A 22,463-nucleotide genomic window follows, 5' to 3' on the forward strand; every position below is an offset into this window, starting at 1 on the left:
ACTTTCACAATAGCCACCATTGTTAAAACTGTGAGGTCTATCATGTCTTCTTTATTTCTGGTTACACCACTGCGTATGATGTTGCTGGGTTTAGTGGCAATTCTCGGATTGACGATTCTGAGATACAGTTGGGTCGCGTTTAGTGGTGAACGTGACCGTCGTCGTTTTATACACGCGCTATTGCTGACCATCGCCACCGTTGTGTTGGTGATTACCGCCAATCATTTAGCGATTTTTTGGGCGGCTTGGGTCAGTGTGAGTTTGTCATTACACCGTTTGATTCTATTTTATCCAGACAGACCACGTGCCCAACTCGCGGCACACAAAAAGTTTCTTCTCGCGCGTTTAAGTGAGCTATTGCTGGCAGCTGCTTTTGTGAATCTCTACCTTCAGTTTGATACGTCGAATATTCAAGCCATTGTGCAGCACGCTTCAATGCCAATATCGCAATCATTAGACCTCAATGTTGCGGCGATATTACTCGTGCTGGTTGCATTGATTAAATGTGCGCAGTTGCCGATGCATGGCTGGCTAATACAAGTGGTCGAAGCCCCGACCCCCGTATCGGCGTTGTTGCATGCTGGCATCGTGAATTTAGGCGGGATTCTTTTGCTCTTCTTTTCACCAATCCTTGCGGCCAGCAGCGCGGCCAGTTGGTTATTGGTGGTGCTCGCCGGTATCAGTACCGTTATCGCAGGCTTAGTCAGTATCACGCGCATCAGTATTAAGGTGAAGTTGGCATGGTCTACCAGTTCGCAAATGGGACTAATGCTGGTTGAAATTGCACTGGGTCTTTATGAAATGGCCCTGTTACACCTCTTTGCTCACTCATTTTATAAGGCCTATTCGTTCCTCAATAGTGGCAATACCGTGAATCACTATCTCGCGGCCAAACTCGCAGGAGACGAAAAACCCAAACTGCAACACTGGTTTTATGCCCTGCTGGCCACTTCGCTGATGATGGTCTTCACCCAATGGAAGTTTAATTTCTTGCCGAGTCTGACCGCAATGGCGTTAGTGCTACTGGCTATCACCGCGTTGCTGGTACCAAGCTTTACGCGCGCCGACCGCGGTCGGATACCGAAAATTTTGATCACAATGAGCTTCGCGGCTGGGCTGCTGGTGCTTTATACCATTGCGAAACACGCGCTTGCTGAATTTGCACTGCCAGATCCGGTGTTAAATGTCTGGGCCGATGGGTTCATCGCTCTGCTGTTTGCCACTTTATTTGTCTTGTCATTAGCCTTGCAATATTGGCCACATTCACCACTCGTGAAACGCTTGTTTATCTGGTTAAACGCGGGCGGCTATCTTGATGAGTGGGCAACGAAACTCACTCTGAAACTATGGCCGAGTGAATCCCTACTCGAACTGCGCCAACATCAATGGCACACTAATCCAGAGGTAAAATAATGACTGTGTTCAATCAAACTCTTTCTTTTGCCGCCATCGCTCGAGAAGCGTCTTCTTCTATTGCTCCGGCATGGCCTCTCGATCGCTCTGTGGCGGTCAATCCTTGGTGGCCACAACGTCATGACCGTATTGAGCAAGCCTTTGCTGAGCAAGCCGTATTAACCGGAGAAACCGGGCTGATGCCACGGACCTACTATGCAGAAAAATGGGCGACCCAAATTCAACCACAACACCTTGAGCAAGCGATAACGGAATTACACAGTCCATTTAACGCAGAGCAACTTGAACAATGTCTTTCCACGCCCAGTACAGCGTTACCGCGGTGGAATACACTTGGTGCCCTGATGGACCGCGAGATCCCGTCGGCACAAGGGCACAGCTGGCCACAAGAAGTATTACAGCAAATTAGTCAATTCGTGGCGCTCTATCACCAATATCCCGCACGTTTCGATGCTGAAGGCAAAAACGGGGAACATCTGTATCAAAGCTGGTTAGAAGTCGTCACTCGAGATAAAGGCATTAAAACCTTACTGGGTGTCGATCTACTGCCCTACTTTGCCAAGTTACCGACCTCGCTTGAAGAGATGCTCAAACACTGTGAAACGCAGTGGGCGCCAATGTTACAGACAAAAGAAGGCGCTTATGCGTATACGCGGGCGGCGTTGCACTTACTCTCAGGTTGGGCAGGCTGGCAGTCTTGGCTAGATTGGCAAGCCAATCTTGACAATCAACATCTCGATATTCCCCACACCTTGGGGCTGACCACGATTGTTCTCGCTTGGAACTCGGTATTGTGGCAATGGCTAAAAGAACATGCCCCAGCGACGTTTGATTCCATAGCAACAAACATTGCCAATCAAGCTCGCTTGATTGATGAAGAGTATCAACAGGCTGAGCGTCAACTGGCCCCTTGGTGGGTATGGCAACGCGCATTGGAACTGAGTGTGCACCAGCCATGGATTACACAAGTACAAAACACCACCACGCCTACGGCCACTGCACGCCCGAGTCTGCAAGCCGTTTTTTGTATCGATGTGCGTTCAGAGCCGATGCGCCGAGCATTAGAGCAACAAGATCCGAGTATAGATACGCTTGGCTTCGCCGGTTTCTTTGGGTTGCCGATTGCCTACCACACGCATGACGACAGAATTTCACGCCCTCAATTGCCGGGCTTATTGGCGCCCAATTTAGTGGCACAGCAAACCAAAATGCAACCGGAGCGTTGGCTGCGCCTGACACAATTAGGCTGGCAAAATAGCTTAGAAAAACCGTCCTCTAACTTAGGGATGATTGAAGCGGGAGGTTTATTAAAGCTCGTTAGCTTATTTAAACGAGTGATTTTGCAGCAAGGCAGCACTAACCCGATCAATCGCGACGCCCATCACAATGATTATTGGCAATTAAAACGTCATGATGTCCCCCTGACCGATGATGAAAAAGCTGAGCTCGGTGCGGGCATCCTTAAAGCGATGGGCGTGAGCGAGCGTTTAGCCCCAGTCTTTCTGCTCACTGGCCACGGTAGTGAAACCTGCAACAACCATACGGCGTCAGGTTTAGATTGCGGCGCCTGCGGTGGGCAAACAGGGGAAGTGAACGTTAAAGTCTTGGCACAACTGCTCAATGAAGCCAATGTCCGAGCGAACATGCCGAAATATGGCGTGACCGTTCCACAAGACACGGTGTTCTACGCAGCCATGCATAACACCACCACCGATGATATCGACGTGTATGATGCGCCATTCGCCCCATGGATGAACTGGTTAGTCAGCGCAAGCGAACAAGCACGCAACGCACGTATCGAGCAATTTGATCATGGGGACACCCCAACGCCGCATCAGGTAAAACGCTTCTTTAAACAAAGAGCAACCAACTGGGCACAAATGCGTCCTGAATGGGGCCTGTGTAACAATGCCGGTGTTTTTATCGCCCCACGTGCACTGACCAAGCACATTGATTTACAAGGGCGAGCTTTTTTACATGAATACGATGTCGCGCAAGATCCACAATTTGCCCAACTCGAGAAAATCATGACCGCCCCCTTACTGGTCACCAACTGGATCAACATGCAATATTACGCCTCTGTCGCCGTTCCAGATAAATACAGCAGTGGTAACAAGTTGCTGCACAACATTGTCGGTGGTCACATTGGTGTTTTTGAAGGCAATGGGGGGGACTTACGCATTGGTTTGTCCACACAGTCGGTGCATGATGGGCAGCAGTATCGTCACCAACCTGTGCGCTTAAGCGCCTTCATTCAAGCCCCGAAAGAGGCCATCGACCACATTCTGGCGCGTCATCAAGATGTCGCATCGCTGGTCGACAACCAATGGTTATTTATCTATCACATTGATGATAACCATCAAGTATGGAAGCGCCACCGCGATGGCTGGCTTGCTCAATCACATTGAATAACGGAGAGTGTTCGTTGAAAACGCTTCAATTAAGCGCGCAAGCTCAAGACTTAGATATTGCCGCACATTTATTACAACAAGGGAAATTAGTCGCCTTGCCGACAGAAACGGTCTACGGTCTGGCAGCGGATGCCACGCAGCCAGAGGCCGTGTCACGCATTTTTGCGGCGAAAGGACGCCCTGCCAACCACCCTTTAATCGTGCATATTGGTCGTATTGAGCAATTATCGGATTGGGCAAAAGACATTCCACCACAAGCGATGGACTTGGCCAAAGCCTGTTGGCCAGGTCCGGTGACTTTGCTCCTCTCTAAAGCCGATCATGTCTCCCCGGTCGTGACGGGAGGACTCAATACCATTGCGATACGCATGCCAGCACACCCGGTGATGTTGGCGATTCTTAAGCAGCATCGGTTAGCGGTGGCCGCGCCATCTGCCAATCCCTATAAACAGTTAAGCCCAACCAATGCCCAACAAGTCTGCTCAGGTTTAGATGGGAAAATCGATGCCATCGTTGATGGCGGGGACTGTTTATTTGGCCTAGAATCGACGATTCTTGATATGACATCCACTCAGCCAAACGTGCTGCGCGCAGGCCCTGTCACCGCCCAAGAACTGGGCAAAATCCTAGGCACCGAGGTGCATTACCCTCAGCACCATAATGTTGCCGTGCCGGGGAATGTGGGGAGTCACTATCAGCCCAAAACGATATTGCGTTTGATTAATGACCTGCCACAAGCGCTCGCGCTGGCCGATCCTCAAGCCCAATATGCCGTCTTGCATCATTCCAAATTGGACGCCTACCCTCATGGTACGCACGCGATCACTATGCCCGATGAGCCCGTGGCTTATGGCCAATGTTTGTATCGGGTATTAGCACAAGCAGACGAACTCAAACCTGATGAGATTTGGTTAGAACGCCCCCCTCAAGGCGAAATGTGGAATGCCGTCAACGATCGCTTAAGCCGCGCTGCCCTTCCAGAATAAACTCTGAATAACACAACAAAAAAAAGCCCCTTTAGGGGCTTTTTTAACAAAAGAGACAGAGATTTTATCGAATCAAGCCACCGTTACGACTGACGATTTTTCCAGACCGTCTGAACATTACAGAACTCATAGAGCCCAAAGTCAGACAACTCACGTCCGTAACCACTTTTCTTCACTCCACCAAATGTCACGCGAGGGTCGCTGCCACAATACCCATTGATGAAGACTCCGCCACATTCAAGTTGCGCCGCCATGTGTTGAGCGCGATTTTCATCACCACTATAAATGGTGGCACACAAACCAAAATCACTATCATTGGCTAAGCGACACGCGTGTTCAGCATCGTTTGCCACACTGATTGCCGCGACCGGACCAAACATTTCTTCTCGAAAAGCCGTCATCTCCGGTGTGACATCCGCCAGTACAGTCGGCTGATAGTAATTCCCCGAGCCATCCATCTTATCGCCACCGAGCAATAAAGTTGCCCCTTGCTGTATGGTTCGCTGGACTTGATCGTGCAATTCATCACGTAAGTCAAATCGAGCCATCGGCCCAATGTAGTTCTCATCTTTGCGCGGATCGCCGATGGTCAACGCTTTTACTGCCGCCACAAATTTTTGCGTAAACTCTTCCGCAACTGACGCTTCCACGATAAAACGTTTTGCCGCCGCACAAACCTGGCCATTGTTTTGATATCGCCCGGCGACCGCCGCTTTGACGGCTTCATCCATATTGGCATCGGCTAAAACAATAAAGGGATCTGAGCCACCTAATTCTAATATGGATTTCTTCAATGCCGCGCCAGCTTGAGAGCCAATGGTTTTGCCTGCGCCGACACTGCCGGTAAAGGCAACACCCGCCACACGATCATCTGCGATAACGTCGCTGACCCTATCGTTGGTGGCGTGAATCAAAGAAAACACGCCCTGTGGCAAGCCTGTAGAATTAAGAATGCGCTCAATCATGTACGCACAGCCCATGATATTGGGCGCGTGTTTGAGGATATAAGTATTGCCTGACAACATCATAGGCACGGCACCACGCATCACCTGCCATAAAGGAAAGTTCCACGGCATAATACCCAACAACACACCGAGCGGACGAAACTCTTGAACCGCCTGCTGATTTTCCACCAGCGTCGGTCGAGTTGCCAACATATCCGGGCCGTGCGTCGCATACCAATCACACAAGTTTGCGCTTTTCGTCACTTCACCACGCGCCTGACCGATAGGTTTGCCCATTTCCAGAGTCATCATCTGCGCCAATTCTTCACTGTTCTCTCGCAGGGCTTGCCCTATTGCGACCAGTGCATCCACTCTGTCTGCGACTGAGGTATTTTTCCACTGCTGAGACGCTTCAAAACTTTGCTGCACAACACGCTCAACCTGTTCTTTGGAGTCAAACGGGTAGCTCGCGATTGCCTCACCGCTAATCGGAGAGATCGTTTTGGATTCATTTGACGTTGCAGTAATCATAATGGATTGTCCTTTTGACTGATGAATGTCATGTCACTTGGTCTTGTTTCATGGAGGCGCGACATCTCATGACATCGCTACCATCGCATTACGCAACCAGCATAACCAAAAATTGCACTGCAATACAATGTCTCACCCAAAATCGTACGACCTTGTCACTGTCGTCACTTTTTCACATTACGACAAAGTACTCAAAACAACACTCAAAGGACAGTTTTTATACGTAATCGCTAAAGTAGGACGTCATAGTAAAGTCACGGGAAATTAACATTCTCGTGACGTTGTTATTCCGGATCCCATATAGTATCGCCTCACCTTTATGCATTTAATTCAAATAGCTTTTAGCAAGGGCTTTCGCGTAATAGGTTAAACCATCCAAAAATAACAATGATGTGGTTTTTGATTATATAAATAAGGCGAACAGAATGGCGACCCAATGTGATCATAAAAACCAACTTGTACGACAACATCGTACGATTTGGGACAAACTAAGTGGTGTTAAAGAAGTTTACATCTGCAAAAAGTGCGAAAAACTGATTAAGTTAAAAGAAACTAAGCGCATGCCATAGATAGCGCGGTTCTCATCACAAAGAAATGTCTTCTTTACCCACTGATAATACCTTCGCTGGCAGCCGTCAGCGTTTTATCTCCTTCGCCCCGTTTTCTGGAGATAATGTCTACCCCTTCAATCAGGCTTGATACTTACACGAGCACTCAGCTCTCTGTCCAATATCATGTCATGAGAACACACTGCACCTTGGATTATATTTGGGAACTGGTATCCTTAGCCTATATTTTATAGCGGGTATGATGACATGATTGAGAACGATAGCCTGATTGAAACATTAGATGAGCTTGAAGCCTTTCTTATTCAAATTGAAAGTGGTGGTTTGGGGTTAAATAATGCGGCGGGTGTTGCACTCGCGACACATAATGCGACGGGCAAACCTTTTGTCGCCGTGCTGGATGACCAGCATCAATTGCTGCTGGGTCGTTGGGTAACCAAAGACGTTGCCGAAGCAGGCGCCGATATGGTGAGAAATGGCCCAAGCAAGCGCCACTAGGCAAGACACTTAAATGACAAAGCGCACAGAGTTGTGCGCTTTTATGTTAGTAGATGCAAACTTAAGCGTCCGCCCAAATTTCTTTGGCAATCTGATTAATTAAACCTATTTTTTTCCATTGATCCTCATTGGAAACTTTATTGCCTTCACACGTCGAGGCAAAACCGCACTGTGGACTTAAACACAAGTTCTCTAGCGGAATGTATTCTGCCGCTTCTTGAATACGTGCTTTAATTTTTGCACTATCTTCCAACTCAGCAAACTTCGATGTCACCAATCCAAGTACCACACAGCTATCTTGATGATGCCAATGACGCAATGGCGAGAAATCGCCAGCACGCTCATTATCGTATTCTAAAAAATAGCCATCAAAATGGGTCGAAAATAGCGCTTCAGCAACCGGTTCATACCCCCCAGAAAACAGCCAAGAAGACGCATGATTACCTCGGCAAACATGAGTAGTAATCGCTAAGTCTTCTGGTGCACCTTGCAAAGACTCATTTAATACCTTGGCACAAATATGCGCTATTTCGTCCGCATCAATCCCATTTTCAGCCAAAGCTTGACGTCTCGATGCATCCGCTAAAAATGCCCAGTTGGTATCATCTAATTGCAAATAACGACAACCTAATGTGTAAAAAGCCTGAATTGTATCGCGATACGTCGCGGCAAGATCGCGATAAAAATCTTCAACGTTAGGGTAAATATTCTCCAGATTGGATGACCCATCGTTGGCAAGAATTTCTTGACGAATGATCATCGTCGGTGCCGGAATCGTCGCTTTAGCCACAACAGATTCATCATCGGCGACGAGCTCATGAAGAAATTGATAATGAGATAAAAACGGATGCTCAGGATTAAAAGAAATATGGTCGTTAACACGAATATTATATGACGGAGCCGCTTTCCCTTTAAAATTTTGGTTATAACCCGATTCCGGAACGTAGCCTTCGATACCATTTAAGTGTTCTAAAAAATCGATATGCCAGAAACCACGACGAAATTCACCATCAGTAACCACACTCAGCCCCGCCGCTCGCTGCTGCTCAACCAAGTCAGTAATAGCGTGATCTTCAATATCGGTAAGTTCGCTTGCCGAAATACGACCACCTTCAAAGTCACGGCGTGCTTGATGAAGGGTGTCAGGTCGTAAAAAGCTACCAACAATATCAGAGCGAAATGGAGCGCGAAGCGTCATAAGTAAGTCCTATTATTTCTACTAGTCGTATAAGACTTAGAGTAATAGATGTCTAGATGTCTTTTAACTTCATATTGTTCATAGTGATCATGAAATAAATTCATAACCACTATAAGCCACAACACAAGAAAGTGCTCCTTAGAGGAGCACTTCAATGACGCTCAATACGCCACGATGACTAGCGACAAATATCACTCAGAATGGTTGGCTCTCCAGTTCCTTGGACGACTAAACCAATATCAAAGGTCTGATTAGGCTGCATAGTTTGATTCCATGAAATCGGGGTCGCAGTATACACACCGCTGCCTGTCACATTCGCATTCCAACTGTTCGTCACCGTCGCTCCAGAGGCAAATTGCCAGCGAATCGCCCAATCACTCACAGGATACTTGCTTTCATTCGTGACGGTAATCGAGCCTTGGAACCCACCATTCCACGTATTCCCTTGCGTAAACACGCAGCTAAACGCACCACTGTCATCTCCCCCGGTGCCCGCATCTGCCGAGGTTCCCCAACTCCGCACAATGTCACGAACATAACGCCCTGATGCTGTTAAGTCGCTATCAGACCAATTTCCTGTCGGGCTAACACCGGGTTTAATAATCGAAGCCCCTTCATCTTTATCGCTGACAGCCCAATTCAGGTTGGTGATGTGATTGGTTCTCATGAAATCGACCCACTCATCGGTACTTTGCGCATCGACGCCGCCATCACCATTGGCGTTGACCGTTCCCCACTCGGTGACCATCAGCGGCACACCGTTATTTAAAGCAGTAATGGCTTTGTCACGAAAGTATTGGCGATGTGTGCCCGCATAAAAATGCAGGGTATACGCCACATTCACATCATTAATCGGATCACGAGAGGCCTCATCCACATCTTGCGACCAATTCGGCGTCCCCACTACGATCAAGTTATCCGGGTCAATGGCTCGAATGGCGGCGATGACTGCCTCAGCATACGGTTTAATCACCCCTGACCAACTCACTTGAAGCGGTTCGTTATAGATTTCATAAATCACATTGTTGGTCTGACCGTATTTTTGTGCCATTTGCGTGAAAAATTCGATAGCTTCTTGTTGATGATCTTCCGCATGATGAGAATGAAAGTCGATAATCACGTACATGTCATTGGCAATCGCGGCATCAATCACTTTTTCAATGCGTTGCACATTCCCTGTAGGATCTTCAATATAGGATCCATCATTATCGACCCCGAGAGCCACACGAACAATCGAGCTTTTCCAGTCGTCTTTTAACCACTTAACTACCTTTGCGTTATACATTTTCTCTTGTTTCCAGCCGGTGTTGCTCCAGAAAAAACTGTTACCGGAGAAGCTTTTCACATCACCGCCACTCAAAATTTGACTGCCATTGGTGGTTAGTGCGGGAACCGCTGCAAAAGCACTGCCACACGCCATGGTTATCGCGAGAGTTAGTGCTTTGATTGTTATTACCTTAGCCACGTTCATCTTGTCACCTCTATATCCATAATTTGGGTTGATTCTTCTGTAACTGCGTGAAAAACAGCGCAGCGCTACCCGCTGGTTCAAGTAATACGCTGCCCTAAAAAGGTTAGATGAATACATCAGGCACTTGATGAGTGTAAAAAGAGACTGGAACCAATGTGTAATTTTAGAAATTACTGGGTAAGAGAGTGCGAGCTAGATATAACTTTGGTTAAAACGCACTCATTGATATAAGAAATACGCACTAAACTTGATAAAAATGCTCTACGTTGTCATCAGTAAGTCACAACGTTCCCGGCGCCGTTATCGCATACGATGAACGAGCTTTCAACGACGCCAATCACGTTGCCACCCACTCAATCTTGGAAGCGGAATGCACAACGTGATGTTTTTGTTTATTCAACTCCGTCTGATTCTTCTAGCCAGCGATATAAAGTGCGACGAGTAATTCCTAGGATTTCGGCCGCTTGTGCTTTATTCCCTTGAGTTTGCTCCAACACATAATCCACATAGTCTTTCTGAATCGTGAGTAATTTCGGTAAAGCATCGCTATTTAACGACGCGAACAACCCGGTGGTATTCACTTTCACTGAGCTACGAATACGCTCGGGTAAATGTTCAGGCAGGATTTCATCACCTTCACAAAAAATAGCCGCGCGCTCCATCGCATTTTGCAATTCACGCACATTACCAGGAAAGGAATAATTCAATAACTGCTGCCATGTGGCATGACTTAACTGCAGTGCATTGGTTTTACCGGATTGCTGCTGACGACCTAAAAATTGCCGAGCCAATAAGGCGATATCATATCCTCGCTCTCGCAGAGGAGGAACTTGCAACGTAAACGTTTCTAAGCGAAAGAACAGATCCTCGCGAAACTCACCTTGCTGTACGCGAGTTTCAAGATCGCGATGAGTCGCGGTAACGATACGCACATCGACGGCAATCTCTTTATCACTGCCGACCGGACGAATCGTCCCTTCTTGTAAAACGCGCAATAATTTGGCTTGCAGAGCATGAGGCATTTCACCAATCTCATCCAGAAGCAGCGTTCCGCCTTCCGCTTCGCGAAGCAGCCCTTGCCGCGCTTTATTGGCGCCCGTATAAGCACCCGCCGCATGGCCAAAAAACTCACTTTCTAATAATTCTCCGGGAATACCGGCACAGTTTACGGCTAAAAAAGGACCTTGCCGACGCTCACTTTGCTGATGAACAGCACGAGCCACCAGCTCTTTACCTGTGCCACTTTCTCCCAATATCAAAACAGGACTGTCCGCTCGCGCAACCTGTCGGATATTTTTAAACAGATGCTGCATGGTGGCACTTTCACCGAGCATACCAAAAAACTGACTGCCTTCTGTTTTGCGTTTTAACTGACGGTGTTCGAGCAAACGTTGTACCGTCAGTAAGCAATGATCCATGTCGAAAGGCTTAGTTAAAAATTCATCCGCCCCTTGTTTCAATGCTTCAATGGCTTGCTGTACGCTGCCGAAGGCGGTGATTAACAGTATCGCGGGCGTATTATCGATGGCTTTAATCTCTGGCACCAATGTCATGCCATTGCGTCCCGGCAAACGTAGATCCGAAATCACCAAATCAAACGTGTCTTCAACCAGCCGTTCAGACGCGGCCTCGGCCGACTCCACCGCCGTCACGGCATAACCTTCACCCTCCAGTTCTTCATAGAGTAATTCAGCAAGGTCGCGGTCATCTTCAACCAATAATATATTCATGAGGGAACCTCCTCTGGAAGCACTAAGGATACGCGTAGACCACCTTGTTCACTTGGTAACAACACCACCTGCCCGCCATGGTCATGGACTACGTTTTGCACAATGGCCAAGCCTAATCCAGTGCCTTCTCCTTTCGGTTTTGTCGTAAAAAAGGGCTCTAATAATTGTGCGGCTTGTAACTCACCATCAATGCCATCACCATCATCCCAAATATCTAACGTCCACTGCTTTTCCACTGGCTGCAGGCGCGCGGTGATCCCAACGTGATGATGAGCGGCTTGCACCGCATTGCGCAGCACATTCACCAATGCCAATTCAAAGCGAGCACGGTCTACGCACACTTGAAATGAGTCTGGAATATCAATGGTATAGTCCGGTAACTCACCCTGTTGCTCATACCCGACGGACTCTAAAGCATGATCAATTAACGAACGTAACTCTACCGTCTGCCATTGCATGCCACTGCGAGAGAAGTCGAGCAGCTGCCGAACAATCCGAGTTAATCGTCCAACTTGCCCCCGGATTGCGGTCAGTTCACGCGCCGATTTTTCATCATGATTCGACTTGGCAATGCGTCTGGCTCGTCCATCAATCACGTTCAAGGGGGCGCCTAATTCATGCGCAATACCACTGACTAGTCGGCCTAGCGCCGCCATACGCTCTTGTCGCTCAAGGCGTCGATTAAGGGCGATTTCATGTGCTTGGTGTGCCTCAATCGCGGCCTGCGCCGCTTCTATGTCATCAAGCATCTGGTTCAAAGCCTCACCAATTGCGGCCAGCTCTGTCGCGCCTTTGACTTGCGCGCGTGATTTCAATTGGCCACGACCGACTTCCCCCATCACTTGCGTTAATTGCGCCATTTGACGTCCCGCGGCTTGTCGGTAGCCGAGCAAGACAATGATCAAGGTGAGTAACCCAACCAGCCCCCAACTTCCCCACGCCCAATACGCGAGCCTATCGACTGACGTGGAAAAATCACTGGCGCGTCGCGTGACTTCTATCATTATCGGTAACTGCGCCCCGCCATCATTGACGGGCACAAAGTGCGAGTAAACCCGACGGCCTGCCTGATGCTGATAGGCATCGCCATCTTCCCCACCTTTCAGCATTTTTTTCGCTAAAGGGTTATCATCCTGATCGTGACGGGCGATACCCGCGGCCGCAATGCGCTCGCCTTTTTTATTGTATACCGATGCTCCGTACACTTGGCCTATCGAGAACACCGCGTTCAGCGTTCGCTGCACGGTTGCCAAATCGCCTTTATCGATCGCCTCACCGATCGGGACACGAATCGCACGAGCAATGAGCTTGATATCGTCTTTTAACTTACGAGTTTGTTGCTCAGCCATGTAATACGTCCCAATACCGATGGATACCCCAGAGAGCGCCCAAAGCGGTAAAAAAACCAGTATTAACATGCGCGTCGCTAACGTCAGTCGCCTACGTTTTTTCACGTCACCTCCGAGAGCCATGCCAACTGTGTAAATATGTCACACTGCCTAGAATTTTAGTGTGACAGAAAGAAACACTACGACTGTCTAGCGGATGTAAAAATTTAAGGGAGTCTGAAATTTATTCATTAATATTAATAACTTAAGTTAAATTCAAAAACTTGGCATAGTTATCGCAATACTAGAAACGTATTTAAAAATGATGAGAAAGGAGCAACACTATGCGTCAATTCACTTTAATCGCACTCGTTGCAGCACTCGGTGCCGGCGTAACGACATCAGCCATGGCTGACACACAAAAGAACGCCCAACCGCAGGCTCAAGCTCAAACTCAGCAAGTCGATGTGTCAGATAAACAATTGTCGAAATTTATAGAAGCCCAACAATCTGTGAATGATATTCGTCAAAACGCAATTGCTAAACTCAGCAAAACAGAAGAAAAAGACGCGATGCAGAAAATTCAGCAGCAAGCGAATCAGCACATGGTCGAATCCGTCAAAGAAAACGGCCTGTCTGTGCAAGACTACAATACCATTGCGCGTGCCTTGCAATCGGATAAATCACTGCGTCAACGTATGATGCAAATGCAGCAAGGCTAATTGGCCACATCTGACCCACTTAGTCACCAGCGACATCCCGTCTTCAATCAGGCGGGATGGCATTACGGTGTGCATACCAACATCAATATGGAGCTTATACTATGCGCAAATTTGTCCTGATCACTCTTTTTTCCGTACTCAGCGCGGGCACCTCTGTCACCGCCATGGCCGCGCATTCACAACCCGCTCCTCAAGCGCAACAAAAAGCGCAGCACGCTCCTATCTCCGATGATATGTTGAGTCAGTTTGCCGACGCGCAACAATCTGTGCAAAAAATCAGCCAAAGTGCGATTAAAAAGCTTGGGCAAACCCAGGATAAAGACGTGGCAGAAGACATTCGTCAAAAAGCGAATGAAGAAATGGTCAATGCGGTTAAAGACACAGGCTTATCTGTCAAAGATTTCAATGGCATTGCTCGTGCCCTGCAATCCGATCAACAACTGCGTCAACGTCTTAGCAAAATTCAACAAACCAGTTAAATTCAACCAAACTCAGACGTAACCATGCCCACGTGATGTATCACGTGGGCATGGTTTTATGCGTGGAAAATTATGCCGATTCGAGCAAGGCTTGACCGAGATATTGCCCCTTTTCAATGCCAGGAAGTGTAAAGAAATACCCACCACCAAACGGACGAATGTACTCCTCCAAGGGTTCACCATCTAGGCGATGTTGGGTATCAATAAACCCTTTTTGTAGATCCGCTTGATAGGCAATGAACAATAACCCGACGTCTAACTGCCCTGAAGGACTGGTGCTATAAGAATAGCTATACCCTCTTCTTAACAATAAAAATTCCGGAAAGCCTGCTGTTCTAGGATTGGCTAAGCGCATATGGGCATCTAACGGAATACGTTTGCCATGAGGATCCGCGGCATAATCCGGATCGTCATGTTCGTGCGCTTTTCCTAATGGCGCGCCACTGTCACGTTCACGCCCGAAAATGGTTTGTTGCTCTTGCAATGGCGTACGGTCCCAATGCTCGACAAAAAATCGAATCAATCGGATCGCTTGATAGGTTCCTCCCACCGCCCAGTCAGGCTCTTGCCCACGGTTGACCCACAACATCTTATTGAGTGTTTGGGTATCCTCACCGCTTGGGTTGACCGTACCGTCTTTAAATCCCAATAAATTGATCGGCGTGCGCTGCCCCACCGATGCTGCAGCGTGTGAGGAAATAAAGCCGTCTCGGCGCCAACGCACCGCTAAATAGGCGGGCGTGTGCTTGATAATATCGCGCAGCGCATGCATGGTGGTATCCGCACTGTTCGCGCAAATCTGCAACATGAGATCGCCATGACACCAATGAGAGTCCAACCCATCATTAGAGAACGCCTGCATTTTTTGTAAATGGACCGGTTTGAGGTGACTTAAACCAAAACGCTCATCAAACAATGATGCACCGACAGACACTGTGATCGTTAAATTATCGGGATGAATGGTCGGCCCTAGAATCCCAGAATCGAGTGGCGGGTACTGCGGATTACGCTCAGGGACGGCACCGCCCTGCGTTAAAAATTCGCACCGTTCCGTCAACGTCTTAAAGAGATCGCTTAAATCGGTGAGGTTTAGTGCCAAGACATCAAACGCCACTAACGCCACATTCGCTTGCTGTGGCGTCGTAATGCCACTTTGATGTTCTCCATAGAAAGGCTGTTTGTGCCACTCACTGGTAAATTTTTTGGCCTCGTCCATCATGGTCTGGTGTTCGTTCGACATCGCCGCAGCAGCTTGCGTTGAACCAGAATACATCAGCGCGCCACCCGCTGCGCCCAGCATGCCTTTCAATAATTGACGGCGGCTGGACTGAGTATCAGAACTAGAGGGTTTCTCTTTTTCCTTTTTACTTAAGAAATGAAAAGGGCAACTCATGACCGATTCTCCTGCTGTAATCGCTTAACCCATTGCATGATCTGGTGTTGCAGCGCAAGACGCGCCTTTGCAGTGTGATGCTGACGCCAATGTTCTAAATCAGAAGACAACTTCTGCGCCTGAGCGGCGTCCAATTTTTGGCTTAATGGCATGACAATATCGATCCATTTCGCGACATTCGTATAGACACCGGACCATTGTGTTTGCGGCGATAACGGTTGAGATAACACACGAATGATCTGTGAGTTTAATTGAGCGAGACTCAGAGTGTGGTTGCGCACCGTCTTTTGCCAACGGGCGACTTGCTCTGTTAACTGTGGTAAGTCGAGCGGAGCCAAATAGTCCGGCGGAGCCTCTTGACCATAGGCTGGAATCAACGAGCGAAGGCTGTAGTAAGCAGATTGCATGTCTGGTGGAACGGCTGTACCACCTTGCTGCAGCCAAGCGTGTAATTGGCGCGTTTTAACAATCATATAAAACTTGTATTCTGCCGCGATCGCGACTAAATCTTGTGGCTTTATCTGATAATCATGGGCACCAGACACCGTTAACGAACCATGGGGATTGGTCAGTAGCCCACAGGTAGTCTGGTATTCGCCAGGCTCAAGATTCACCGTCATTTTTTGATAGAAACCGGGGGCAATATTTTCCCGCTCGGCGACCACCATCACCCCATTTAAAATTTCCCATTCCAGAGCCCGCATACTGTTATTTTTTATAATAAACTGCGTCTTACCCGCCGCAACATGCAACGCCATTGGCTCACATTGTTTGTCGGTCACAGACACATGAATTTTAGGCACTGCTTGCGCGTATGACATCAGACTGGTCAGTGCCATCATTGCGCCTATCAGTAATTGTTTTTTCATTTGCTGCCTCAAGAAATGAAACCACCGCTGAATCTATTTGATTAAGCGCTGGTTCCATCGATCAATTGACTTAATGCTCAGCGCTTCAGTTCAATCCAAACATGCCACGCATTTGCGAAAGCTCTTCTGCCAACACGGTGATCGGACCTTGTAACGCTTTGCGGTCACGGGTGGATAATGCTTCATAAGATTCGAATCCATCCCCTTGACGGTATTTGGCCAAAATGGCATCGACACGTTGAAAGTTATGATCGACCTTCGCTAAAAATTGGGCATGATTGGCTTTTAAAGGTTGGCGAAGCAGATCAACGATTTTTTTCGCGCCATCAATGTTGGCTTGAAAATCCCATAAATCGGTATGACTATAACGGTCTTCCTCACCGCTAATTTTCGTTGCAGCAACTTCTTCAATCAGCGCGGCAGCCCCATCAACAACATTACTTGGTGGAAACGCAAGCTTGGTTAAACGACTTTCAAGCTCTTGAGTATCACTCAGTAACTGCTTGGCAAACTGATCCATACCTTGAGTGGAGTTTTTGGCCCACAATGCATATTCAATGCGGTGAAACCCTGAAAACTTAGGATCCTTGACCCCTTGCTCATAGTCATCTTCGCGAGCATCCATACTGGCATCGAGATCCGCGAACAATTCAGCAACGGGCTCAATACGTTCATAATGAATACGAGCGGGCGCATACAGAGACTTGGCTTTTTCCACATCGCCATTTTCGACCGCTTGAGTAAACGCACGCGTATCTTGGACGAGGTCATGGACTTCATCAATCACGTATAACTTGTATTCGGTCATCGGCTCAACTAGTGCGGTCGAATCGGTGGCCGCATTCGCTTGTACTGCAAAAGCTGCGACTAAAGTGGAAAGCATAAGACGCTTAAAAGGGAGTATCATAATTAACATTCCTAGTATTATCATTGATGAGATGGATAAACCCGTTTAGTGGCCAGTGCTCTGACACTGAATGCAACTAATGCGGGAATTAAATACAGGCAGTACACAAAGACTTCACTGTCAGTGGGTGCCTCTTGGTATCCCAATAGACCTTGGAGTACCGTGCCAAATAGGCTGTGAGTAGAGATTATGGTGCCGAAGTGATAAGCAATATCTTGGTACTCGTTCCACAGCCCAGCTTCATGAAATGCCCGAATGGCGCCTGCGGCGAGCCCTGCTGCAACGAATAAAATAAAGACCGCAGTCCAACGAAAGAATGCCGCAAGCGGTAAACGGATCCCCCCAAAGTAGAGAACAAAGCCAACGATCACCGCTGTGACCACACCAGTAACCGCGCCTAACGGTGCCATCACTCCCACATCTTGAGAAAAGGCGGCAATTAAGAAAAAAACGGATTCTAATCCTTCACGCGCTACCGCGAGAAAAACCATGAAAACTAAGGCTTTCGCTTGTCCATTTTGCTGGCCAATCGCCCCATCCAACGCGGTCTGTATGTCTTTACCAATGTGCTTGCTCGCGTTTTGCATCCAAAACATCATGTAGGTCAACATGACCACAGCGACCACAGCGACGATACCTTCAAACAATTCTTGTTGCTGCTGGGGAAATTCCCCCGTGGTATGTTCAATAAACAATCCCAGACCAAAACATGCGATTGCAGCACTAAAAACGCCAAGCCAAACGGCTTTCATCCATTGTTGTTGACCCGTTTTTTTTAGATAGCTGGCGATCAATACCACGATCAATGCGGCTTCTAACCCTTCTCGCAGCATGATTAAAAAAGGAACAAAAAACATAAACCTTAACACCAATAATAATGATAACAATTCTCATTATAAAGTTGTTTCTAAATGTGTCAAGTGTTATATCGTCAATGTCAGTCGAGGATCTCAAACCTGACATCAATCACGCTGAGTCAGTCACCCCCGATGATAAAACCCAATGTCATCGACCCAAATAGTAGTATGAGAGTCTAAGTAGGAAAGTCAGGTAGGATTCCCAGAGGAATGTTGGCACTGTGGTCTCAATATTTTCCGCAATAACACGAACATTCAGACTTTGAGCATAGCAAGACTGTGGCATCCTGAGAAATATGGCGCACTCATCCCATATCCAATTTGATAATAGTCGGTTGAAAGTCCGCCAATAGATTCAATCCCGAATGCCCCGAACCAAAACCGTCTATGGCCGTCAAGCCCCCCATATATTGAGAGTACTTTGTGTCATTCAAACGAGACCCCGCTTAGGAGAAATAGGCTAGGCGCGTACGGAAGTGTTGGTGCGCGGCATCAGACAGATCACAGCCTAAATAACGCCGCTGAAGATGATGAGCTGCCACGAGGGTCGACCCTGAACCAAAAAATGGATCCACCACCAGCTCATTGGCACGACTGCTTTGAGCAATCAATACCTCAAGTAATGCAACAGGTTTTTCCGTAGGATATCCGCGGTAAACACGCTTAAACGTCAGAATATCTGGGATGCTTAAGTCGTGTAACTTGCGTTTCCCTTTTTCAAAAAACAAAATGTATTCGTGCCGTGCGCGATAGTGATAGCCCATACCGATAGTCACTTTGTCCCAAATAATCGGCTTCCAAAATTTAAAGCCGACTTGCTCAGCAATGGGTTTGATCGCAAACATGGTTTCTTGATCGCAAAATAAATAGAAATGCGCATTGGGCTTTAACACCCGATAGACTTGTATGAGCAACGCTTCAAAGCGATGATTGGGGAAAATATCAAACCATTGATTACTTGACGATTGACTGACTTTTAGGCGAGTGGTTGTGCCGATTTTACGATGCTTTTCTAGCGATTCATAAGGGGGATCGGTGATCATCAGATCCACGCTCCCCGTCTCCAATGACATTAACCATTGCACCGCATCTTGTTTGAACAATTGCATTAATGACTACTCATCAGGATGATATTTCAGTGGCTTAACGACAGAATCCAGCCCCTCAACTTTGAGCGCTAAGCAGAGCTGCATAAGTTCGCCTAACTCTCCTTGAGGAAATTCACTTTTATTAGCAAACCACAGTAAATACGCTTCGGGTAAGTCGATCAAATACCATCCAGCGTATTTACCGAATGGCATTTTCATACGAGCCAACTTGATAATGTTCTCTTTTTCTAACATGCCAACTTACTCATGCACATAGTCATTGACCCATTCCAAAATATCAATCAAATCATGATCCGACATGGCCAATAAGCGGTCACCGACATAGCATTCAATAAAGCACTGATTCGGTTGCGGCGCGGTTTGTGGATTACCCAGCCAAATGCCCTTAGCCTTGGCAAGTTTATCACGCAGGATTAAGGCTTTCTCGTAGTTTATGGGTAAGTACCAATGGAACATATTAGCCTGAGGCTGCTGTGGGTTCAGAGTAAAATCGGGGTAATCGTGAAAGATTTGATACACCTGCTGAGTCCGCTCAAACAGCGCCCCCATGCGGGCAAGGCGCTCATCAAATTGCATCGCCGCCGATACAATATACGGAGTACGATGGTAGACATTCCCGCCTTGGCGACGCATCCAGACTCTGGCTTGTTCGATCAATGCGTCATCGCCGAGCAATAGCGAACCGCCTAACCCATTCACGCCTTTATATAATGACACGTAAGCTGAAGAAAACCCCGTCGCAATCTGCGCATAGGAACGTTCATAGTAAGCGGCGCTCTCCCATAACCGTGCACCATCCATATGGAGGTGAATATTCTGCTCCTGACAGTAAGACTTAATCGCCTCAAGGTCTTCCCATGACGGAAGCTGCCCGCCTAATTCGCGCATTGGTAATTCGTAAACCGCGGCGGCAATCTCATCTGGCCACGCTTTTAAATCATCGACAGACCAAGGACGATACGCATTTCCGAGAGGTAGAACATGAAAACGTTGTTGCTGCTGATAGCCTTGAGCTTCATGACGCATGATATGACAAGTCTCATGCATTGCCACATTAAAACAACGGCGCTGTTGGCAGGCTAACTGTAGGGCGGTCGGCTGAGTCATGGTTCCCGAGATCACAAAAAGCGCCGAATCAAACCCTAACAACTGAGCAATTTTTTGCTCAAATGCTTGAATGGTTTCACCTTCACCATAGGTATCATGCGCAACATCATGCTCGGCACACCAAGTTGCCATCGCCGCGAATAGCTCAGCAGGTGTGGACTCTCGATTACCAGAAAGAAAGGTGTGGCACTGTTCACGTAAACTCGTCGCCATTGTTTTACTCCACTATTTTCATTTTTCTTTGCCATTATGCTACTTACCATAACCTCAGTAACATGATAAATCTAATCAAATTTATCGGTATCATTTCGCAATCAGTATTGCGCAGCGAAGCACTGTGGTGAGGAAAATACATCATATCCATAGCCGTGAGTATTATTGATTGCTACTATACGCGCCCAAACTTGACTCAATGACTCAAGTATTGGTTTTTCCCTAAGTCACTTTATGGGACGGTTTTGTTTTTCCTTTGTAAGGCACAGAGTTTTCACATGCAGCAACCTCAACACACAACGTCGCTTGCGCGACAACTTTTTCAAATGACGTGGCCAATGATGTTTGGTGTTTTGTCGTTGATGAGTTTCCAACTAGTAGACAGTGCTTTTATTGGCCAACTGGGTGTTTTGCCTCTCGCCACTCAGGGCTTTACGATGCCCATCCAAATGATCATCATCGGGTTACAAGTGGGCTTAGGCATTGCCACAACCGCGGTGATATCCAAGGCGTTAGGCGCACGTAAAACACGCTATGCCAAGCAACTCGGCGGATTAGTGATCACCATGGGAAGCATTGGTGTCGCGATATTTTGCCTGCTGATTTACCTCATCCGTGAGCCCATTCTTGCACTACTGAGCGTCCCCGATAATATCAGCCCGATTATTGATACTTACTGGATATGGTGGCTAGCAAGTGCTTGGGTCGGCGCCGTACTGTATTTCCTCTATAGTCTTTGCCGAGCCAATGGTAACACCATGCTGCCCGGAACAATGATGATGGTGACCAGCTTACTCAACCTCGCTCTTGATCCTTTGTTTATTTTTACGTTTGACATGGGATTAAATGGCGCAGCCTTTGCTACGTGTGCGGCCTTCGGCATCGGCATATTGATTGTTGCACCGAAAGTGTCACTGCGTCACTGGATGGTATTTGACTGGCACGATATTAATATCAAACACAGTCTTGTCGATATTGCTCATATTATGGGACCCGCGATGATGAGCCAATTACTGCCACCGCTGTCATCGATGCTGGCCACCAAACTCTTGGCCACCTTCGGCACGGAAGCGGTCGCAGCTTGGGCGGTCGGCTCACGTTTTGAGTTTTTCTCAATTGTTGGCGTATTAGCACTCACCATGTCGATGCCGCCAATGGTAGGCAGATTACTGGGCGCGAAAAACACCGCTGAGATCCGCTCATTAGTTTCCATCGCCGTTAAATTTATCTTCATTTTTCAGTTGGTCATTGCAGTTATTGCTTGGCTATTGGCCACACCACTCGCCCGTCTGATGACGAGTGAATCGAATGTTCAACACATTCTCAATTGGCACCTAACCATCGTGCCATTTAGCTTAGGCTTGCTGGGTATCTGTATGTTGATGGTATCCGTTTCCAATGCGCTAGGGAAATCGTACGTCGCATTATTGATTTCTGCACTGCGTTTATTTGCCTGTTTTCTGCCCTGCTTATGGTTAGGATCGCAATGGGGAGGACTGCATGGTATTTTCTGGGGCGCGTTCGCGGGGAATATTTTGGCGGGGATCATTGCCTTTATCTTGTATGATCGCGCGTTAAGTCGAGTCGAAAAATCCATCACCTCATGATCTGTCAAGCTGTTCTGGTTTGAGAGACACCATGACGCATGTAGAGTGACAATCAATAAAAAGCACCTCCTATCGGAGGTGCTTTTACATTTGAGACATGGACGCGCCTCAATAACCACGAACA

General features: G+C 47.6%; 19 protein-coding genes and 1 pseudogene. 7 read left to right on the top strand and 13 right to left on the bottom strand.

Annotated features, from left to right (window positions below; translation table 11 throughout):
* The first annotated feature begins 42 nt into the window (after nucleotides 1-42).
* From EAE30_RS03260 to EAE30_RS03270, 3 genes are read left to right on the top strand one after another with little or no spacing between them, the layout of a single operon-like run.
* The gene (locus EAE30_RS03260) at nucleotides 43-1,413 is read left to right on the top strand and encodes an NADH-quinone oxidoreductase subunit L (protein ID WP_123014643.1); all 1,371 of its coding nucleotides are present in this window, start codon (nucleotides 43-45) and stop codon (nucleotides 1,411-1,413) included.
* Complete coding sequence (locus tag EAE30_RS03265; RefSeq protein WP_123014644.1) at nucleotides 1,413-3,821, top strand: putative inorganic carbon transporter subunit DabA; 2,409 nt, start codon at nucleotides 1,413-1,415, stop codon at nucleotides 3,819-3,821. Before EAE30_RS03260 ends, EAE30_RS03265 begins: the two co-directional genes overlap by 1 nt.
* Nucleotides 3,779-4,810 carry an L-threonylcarbamoyladenylate synthase gene (locus EAE30_RS03270; protein WP_123014645.1) on the top strand — a complete coding sequence of 344 codons (1,032 nt, stop codon included), beginning with the start codon at nucleotides 3,779-3,781 and terminating at the stop codon, nucleotides 4,808-4,810. Before EAE30_RS03265 ends, EAE30_RS03270 begins: the two co-directional genes overlap by 43 nt.
* Before the next feature lie 83 nt (nucleotides 4,811-4,893).
* On the opposite strand, the gene EAE30_RS03275 is transcribed toward EAE30_RS03270, so the two are convergent.
* Entirely contained in the window at nucleotides 4,894-6,285 is a 1,392-nt protein-coding gene (locus tag EAE30_RS03275) for an aldehyde dehydrogenase family protein (protein WP_123014646.1), read from the bottom strand.
* Between the two features lie 815 nt (nucleotides 6,286-7,100).
* On the opposite strand from EAE30_RS03275, the gene EAE30_RS03280 reads away from it, so the two are divergent.
* Nucleotides 7,101-7,349, top strand: coding sequence for a hypothetical protein (locus EAE30_RS03280; protein ID WP_123014647.1), 249 nt, complete (start codon nucleotides 7,101-7,103; stop codon nucleotides 7,347-7,349).
* A 61-nt stretch (nucleotides 7,350-7,410) separates the two neighbouring features.
* On the opposite strand, the gene EAE30_RS03285 is transcribed toward EAE30_RS03280, so the two are convergent.
* The 4 genes from EAE30_RS03285 to EAE30_RS03300 all read right to left on the bottom strand — a co-directional run bounded on the left by EAE30_RS03285 (nucleotide 7,411) and on the right by EAE30_RS03300 (nucleotide 13,202).
* The gene (locus EAE30_RS03285; protein WP_123014648.1) at nucleotides 7,411-8,547 is read right to left on the bottom strand and encodes a 5-methyltetrahydropteroyltriglutamate--homocysteine S-methyltransferase; all 1,137 of its coding nucleotides are present in this window, start codon (nucleotides 8,545-8,547) and stop codon (nucleotides 7,411-7,413) included.
* A 178-nt stretch (nucleotides 8,548-8,725) separates the two neighbouring features.
* Nucleotides 8,726-10,012: a cellulase family glycosylhydrolase gene (locus EAE30_RS03290; protein ID WP_199287007.1), complete on the bottom strand. Its 1,287-nt coding sequence runs from the start codon at nucleotides 10,010-10,012 to the stop codon at nucleotides 8,726-8,728.
* A gap of 398 nt (nucleotides 10,013-10,410) precedes the next feature.
* Nucleotides 10,411-11,748 (bottom strand): sigma-54-dependent transcriptional regulator, encoded by a 1,338-nt coding sequence (locus EAE30_RS03295; RefSeq protein WP_123014650.1) that lies wholly within the window; start codon nucleotides 11,746-11,748, stop codon nucleotides 10,411-10,413.
* On the bottom strand, nucleotides 11,745-13,202 hold the full coding sequence (locus tag EAE30_RS03300; RefSeq protein ID WP_164711778.1) for a sensor histidine kinase: 1,458 nt from the start codon (nucleotides 13,200-13,202) through the stop codon (nucleotides 11,745-11,747). The genes EAE30_RS03295 and EAE30_RS03300 overlap by 4 nt, the downstream gene beginning before the upstream one ends.
* A 218-nt stretch (nucleotides 13,203-13,420) precedes the next feature.
* On the opposite strand from EAE30_RS03300, the gene EAE30_RS03305 reads away from it, so the two are divergent.
* Complete coding sequence (locus tag EAE30_RS03305) at nucleotides 13,421-13,798, top strand: DUF4168 domain-containing protein (protein ID WP_123014652.1); 378 nt, start codon at nucleotides 13,421-13,423, stop codon at nucleotides 13,796-13,798.
* 101 nt (nucleotides 13,799-13,899) lie between these two features.
* Nucleotides 13,900-14,277 (top strand): DUF4168 domain-containing protein, encoded by a 378-nt coding sequence (locus EAE30_RS03310; RefSeq protein ID WP_164711779.1) that lies wholly within the window; start codon nucleotides 13,900-13,902, stop codon nucleotides 14,275-14,277.
* Nucleotides 14,278-14,347: 70 nt separating this feature from the next.
* Here the strand turns inward: EAE30_RS03310 and efeB are convergent, their stop codons facing one another.
* The 8 genes and pseudogenes from efeB to EAE30_RS03350 all read right to left on the bottom strand — a co-directional run bounded on the left by efeB (nucleotide 14,348) and on the right by EAE30_RS03350 (nucleotide 20,732).
* Complete coding sequence (gene efeB, locus EAE30_RS03315; RefSeq protein ID WP_123014654.1) at nucleotides 14,348-15,670, bottom strand: iron uptake transporter deferrochelatase/peroxidase subunit; 1,323 nt, start codon at nucleotides 15,668-15,670, stop codon at nucleotides 14,348-14,350.
* A complete protein-coding gene (locus EAE30_RS03320; protein WP_199287008.1) occupies nucleotides 15,667-16,539 on the bottom strand; it encodes a cupredoxin domain-containing protein in 873 nt (290 codons plus the stop codon). The genes efeB and EAE30_RS03320 overlap by 4 nt, the downstream gene beginning before the upstream one ends.
* Before the next feature lie 85 nt (nucleotides 16,540-16,624).
* A complete protein-coding gene (gene efeO, locus EAE30_RS03325; RefSeq protein ID WP_277871331.1) occupies nucleotides 16,625-17,446 on the bottom strand; it encodes an iron uptake system protein EfeO in 822 nt (273 codons plus the stop codon).
* Nucleotides 17,447-17,466: 20 nt separating this feature from the next.
* On the bottom strand, nucleotides 17,467-18,303 hold the full coding sequence (efeU, locus tag EAE30_RS03330; RefSeq protein WP_123014656.1) for an iron uptake transporter permease EfeU: 837 nt from the start codon (nucleotides 18,301-18,303) through the stop codon (nucleotides 17,467-17,469).
* A gap of 308 nt (nucleotides 18,304-18,611) precedes the next feature.
* Nucleotides 18,612-18,707: pseudogene (locus EAE30_RS18960) on the bottom strand (EAL domain-containing protein); the annotation flags it as partial.
* A gap of 42 nt (nucleotides 18,708-18,749) precedes the next feature.
* Entirely contained in the window at nucleotides 18,750-19,412 is a 663-nt protein-coding gene (locus EAE30_RS03340) for a DNA-methyltransferase (protein WP_123014658.1), read from the bottom strand.
* Nucleotides 19,413-19,418: 6 nt separating this feature from the next.
* Complete coding sequence (locus EAE30_RS03345; protein WP_123014659.1) at nucleotides 19,419-19,646, bottom strand: DUF3820 family protein; 228 nt, start codon at nucleotides 19,644-19,646, stop codon at nucleotides 19,419-19,421.
* A 6-nt stretch (nucleotides 19,647-19,652) separates the two neighbouring features.
* Entirely contained in the window at nucleotides 19,653-20,732 is a 1,080-nt protein-coding gene (locus EAE30_RS03350; RefSeq protein WP_123014660.1) for a threonine aldolase family protein, read from the bottom strand.
* 278 nt (nucleotides 20,733-21,010) lie between these two features.
* Between EAE30_RS03350 and EAE30_RS03355 the strand changes: the two genes are divergently transcribed.
* The gene (locus EAE30_RS03355; RefSeq protein ID WP_123014661.1) at nucleotides 21,011-22,339 is read left to right on the top strand and encodes an MATE family efflux transporter; all 1,329 of its coding nucleotides are present in this window, start codon (nucleotides 21,011-21,013) and stop codon (nucleotides 22,337-22,339) included.
* The last annotated feature ends 124 nt before the right edge of the window (nucleotides 22,340-22,463 follow it).

This window comes from Vibrio zhugei, assembly GCF_003716875.1.
In the GTDB taxonomy this organism is placed as follows: Bacteria; Pseudomonadota; Gammaproteobacteria; order Enterobacterales; family Vibrionaceae; genus Vibrio; species Vibrio zhugei.

Excerpts from the sequence above, each read along its gene's own strand:
- EAE30_RS03280 (WP_123014647.1), top strand. The coding sequence starts at position 7,101 with ATGATTGAGAACGATAGCCTGATTGAAACATTAGATGAGCTTGAAGCC.
- EAE30_RS03350 (WP_123014660.1), bottom strand. The coding sequence starts at position 20,732 with ATGGCGACGAGTTTACGTGAACAGTGCCACACCTTTCTTTCTGGTAAT.
- EAE30_RS03340 (WP_123014658.1), bottom strand. The coding sequence starts at position 19,412 with ATGCAATTGTTCAAACAAGATGCGGTGCAATGGTTAATGTCATTGGAG.
- EAE30_RS03270 (WP_123014645.1), top strand. The coding sequence starts at position 3,779 with ATGGAAGCGCCACCGCGATGGCTGGCTTGCTCAATCACATTGAATAAC.
- EAE30_RS03295 (WP_123014650.1), bottom strand. The coding sequence starts at position 11,748 with ATGAATATATTATTGGTTGAAGATGACCGCGACCTTGCTGAATTACTC.
- EAE30_RS03355 (WP_123014661.1), top strand. The coding sequence starts at position 21,011 with ATGCAGCAACCTCAACACACAACGTCGCTTGCGCGACAACTTTTTCAA.
- efeU (WP_123014656.1), bottom strand. The coding sequence starts at position 18,303 with ATGTTTTTTGTTCCTTTTTTAATCATGCTGCGAGAAGGGTTAGAAGCC.
- efeO (WP_277871331.1), bottom strand. The coding sequence starts at position 17,446 with ATGATACTCCCTTTTAAGCGTCTTATGCTTTCCACTTTAGTCGCAGCT.
- EAE30_RS03345 (WP_123014659.1), bottom strand. The coding sequence starts at position 19,646 with ATGTTAGAAAAAGAGAACATTATCAAGTTGGCTCGTATGAAAATGCCA.
- EAE30_RS03285 (WP_123014648.1), bottom strand. The coding sequence starts at position 8,547 with ATGACGCTTCGCGCTCCATTTCGCTCTGATATTGTTGGTAGCTTTTTA.
- EAE30_RS03275 (WP_123014646.1), bottom strand. The coding sequence starts at position 6,285 with ATGATTACTGCAACGTCAAATGAATCCAAAACGATCTCTCCGATTAGC.
- EAE30_RS03305 (WP_123014652.1), top strand. The coding sequence starts at position 13,421 with ATGCGTCAATTCACTTTAATCGCACTCGTTGCAGCACTCGGTGCCGGC.
- EAE30_RS03265 (WP_123014644.1), top strand. The coding sequence starts at position 1,413 with ATGACTGTGTTCAATCAAACTCTTTCTTTTGCCGCCATCGCTCGAGAA.
- EAE30_RS03320 (WP_199287008.1), bottom strand. The coding sequence starts at position 16,539 with ATGAAAAAACAATTACTGATAGGCGCAATGATGGCACTGACCAGTCTG.
- efeB (WP_123014654.1), bottom strand. The coding sequence starts at position 15,670 with ATGAGTTGCCCTTTTCATTTCTTAAGTAAAAAGGAAAAAGAGAAACCC.
- EAE30_RS03260 (WP_123014643.1), top strand. The coding sequence starts at position 43 with ATGTCTTCTTTATTTCTGGTTACACCACTGCGTATGATGTTGCTGGGT.
- EAE30_RS03310 (WP_164711779.1), top strand. The coding sequence starts at position 13,900 with ATGCGCAAATTTGTCCTGATCACTCTTTTTTCCGTACTCAGCGCGGGC.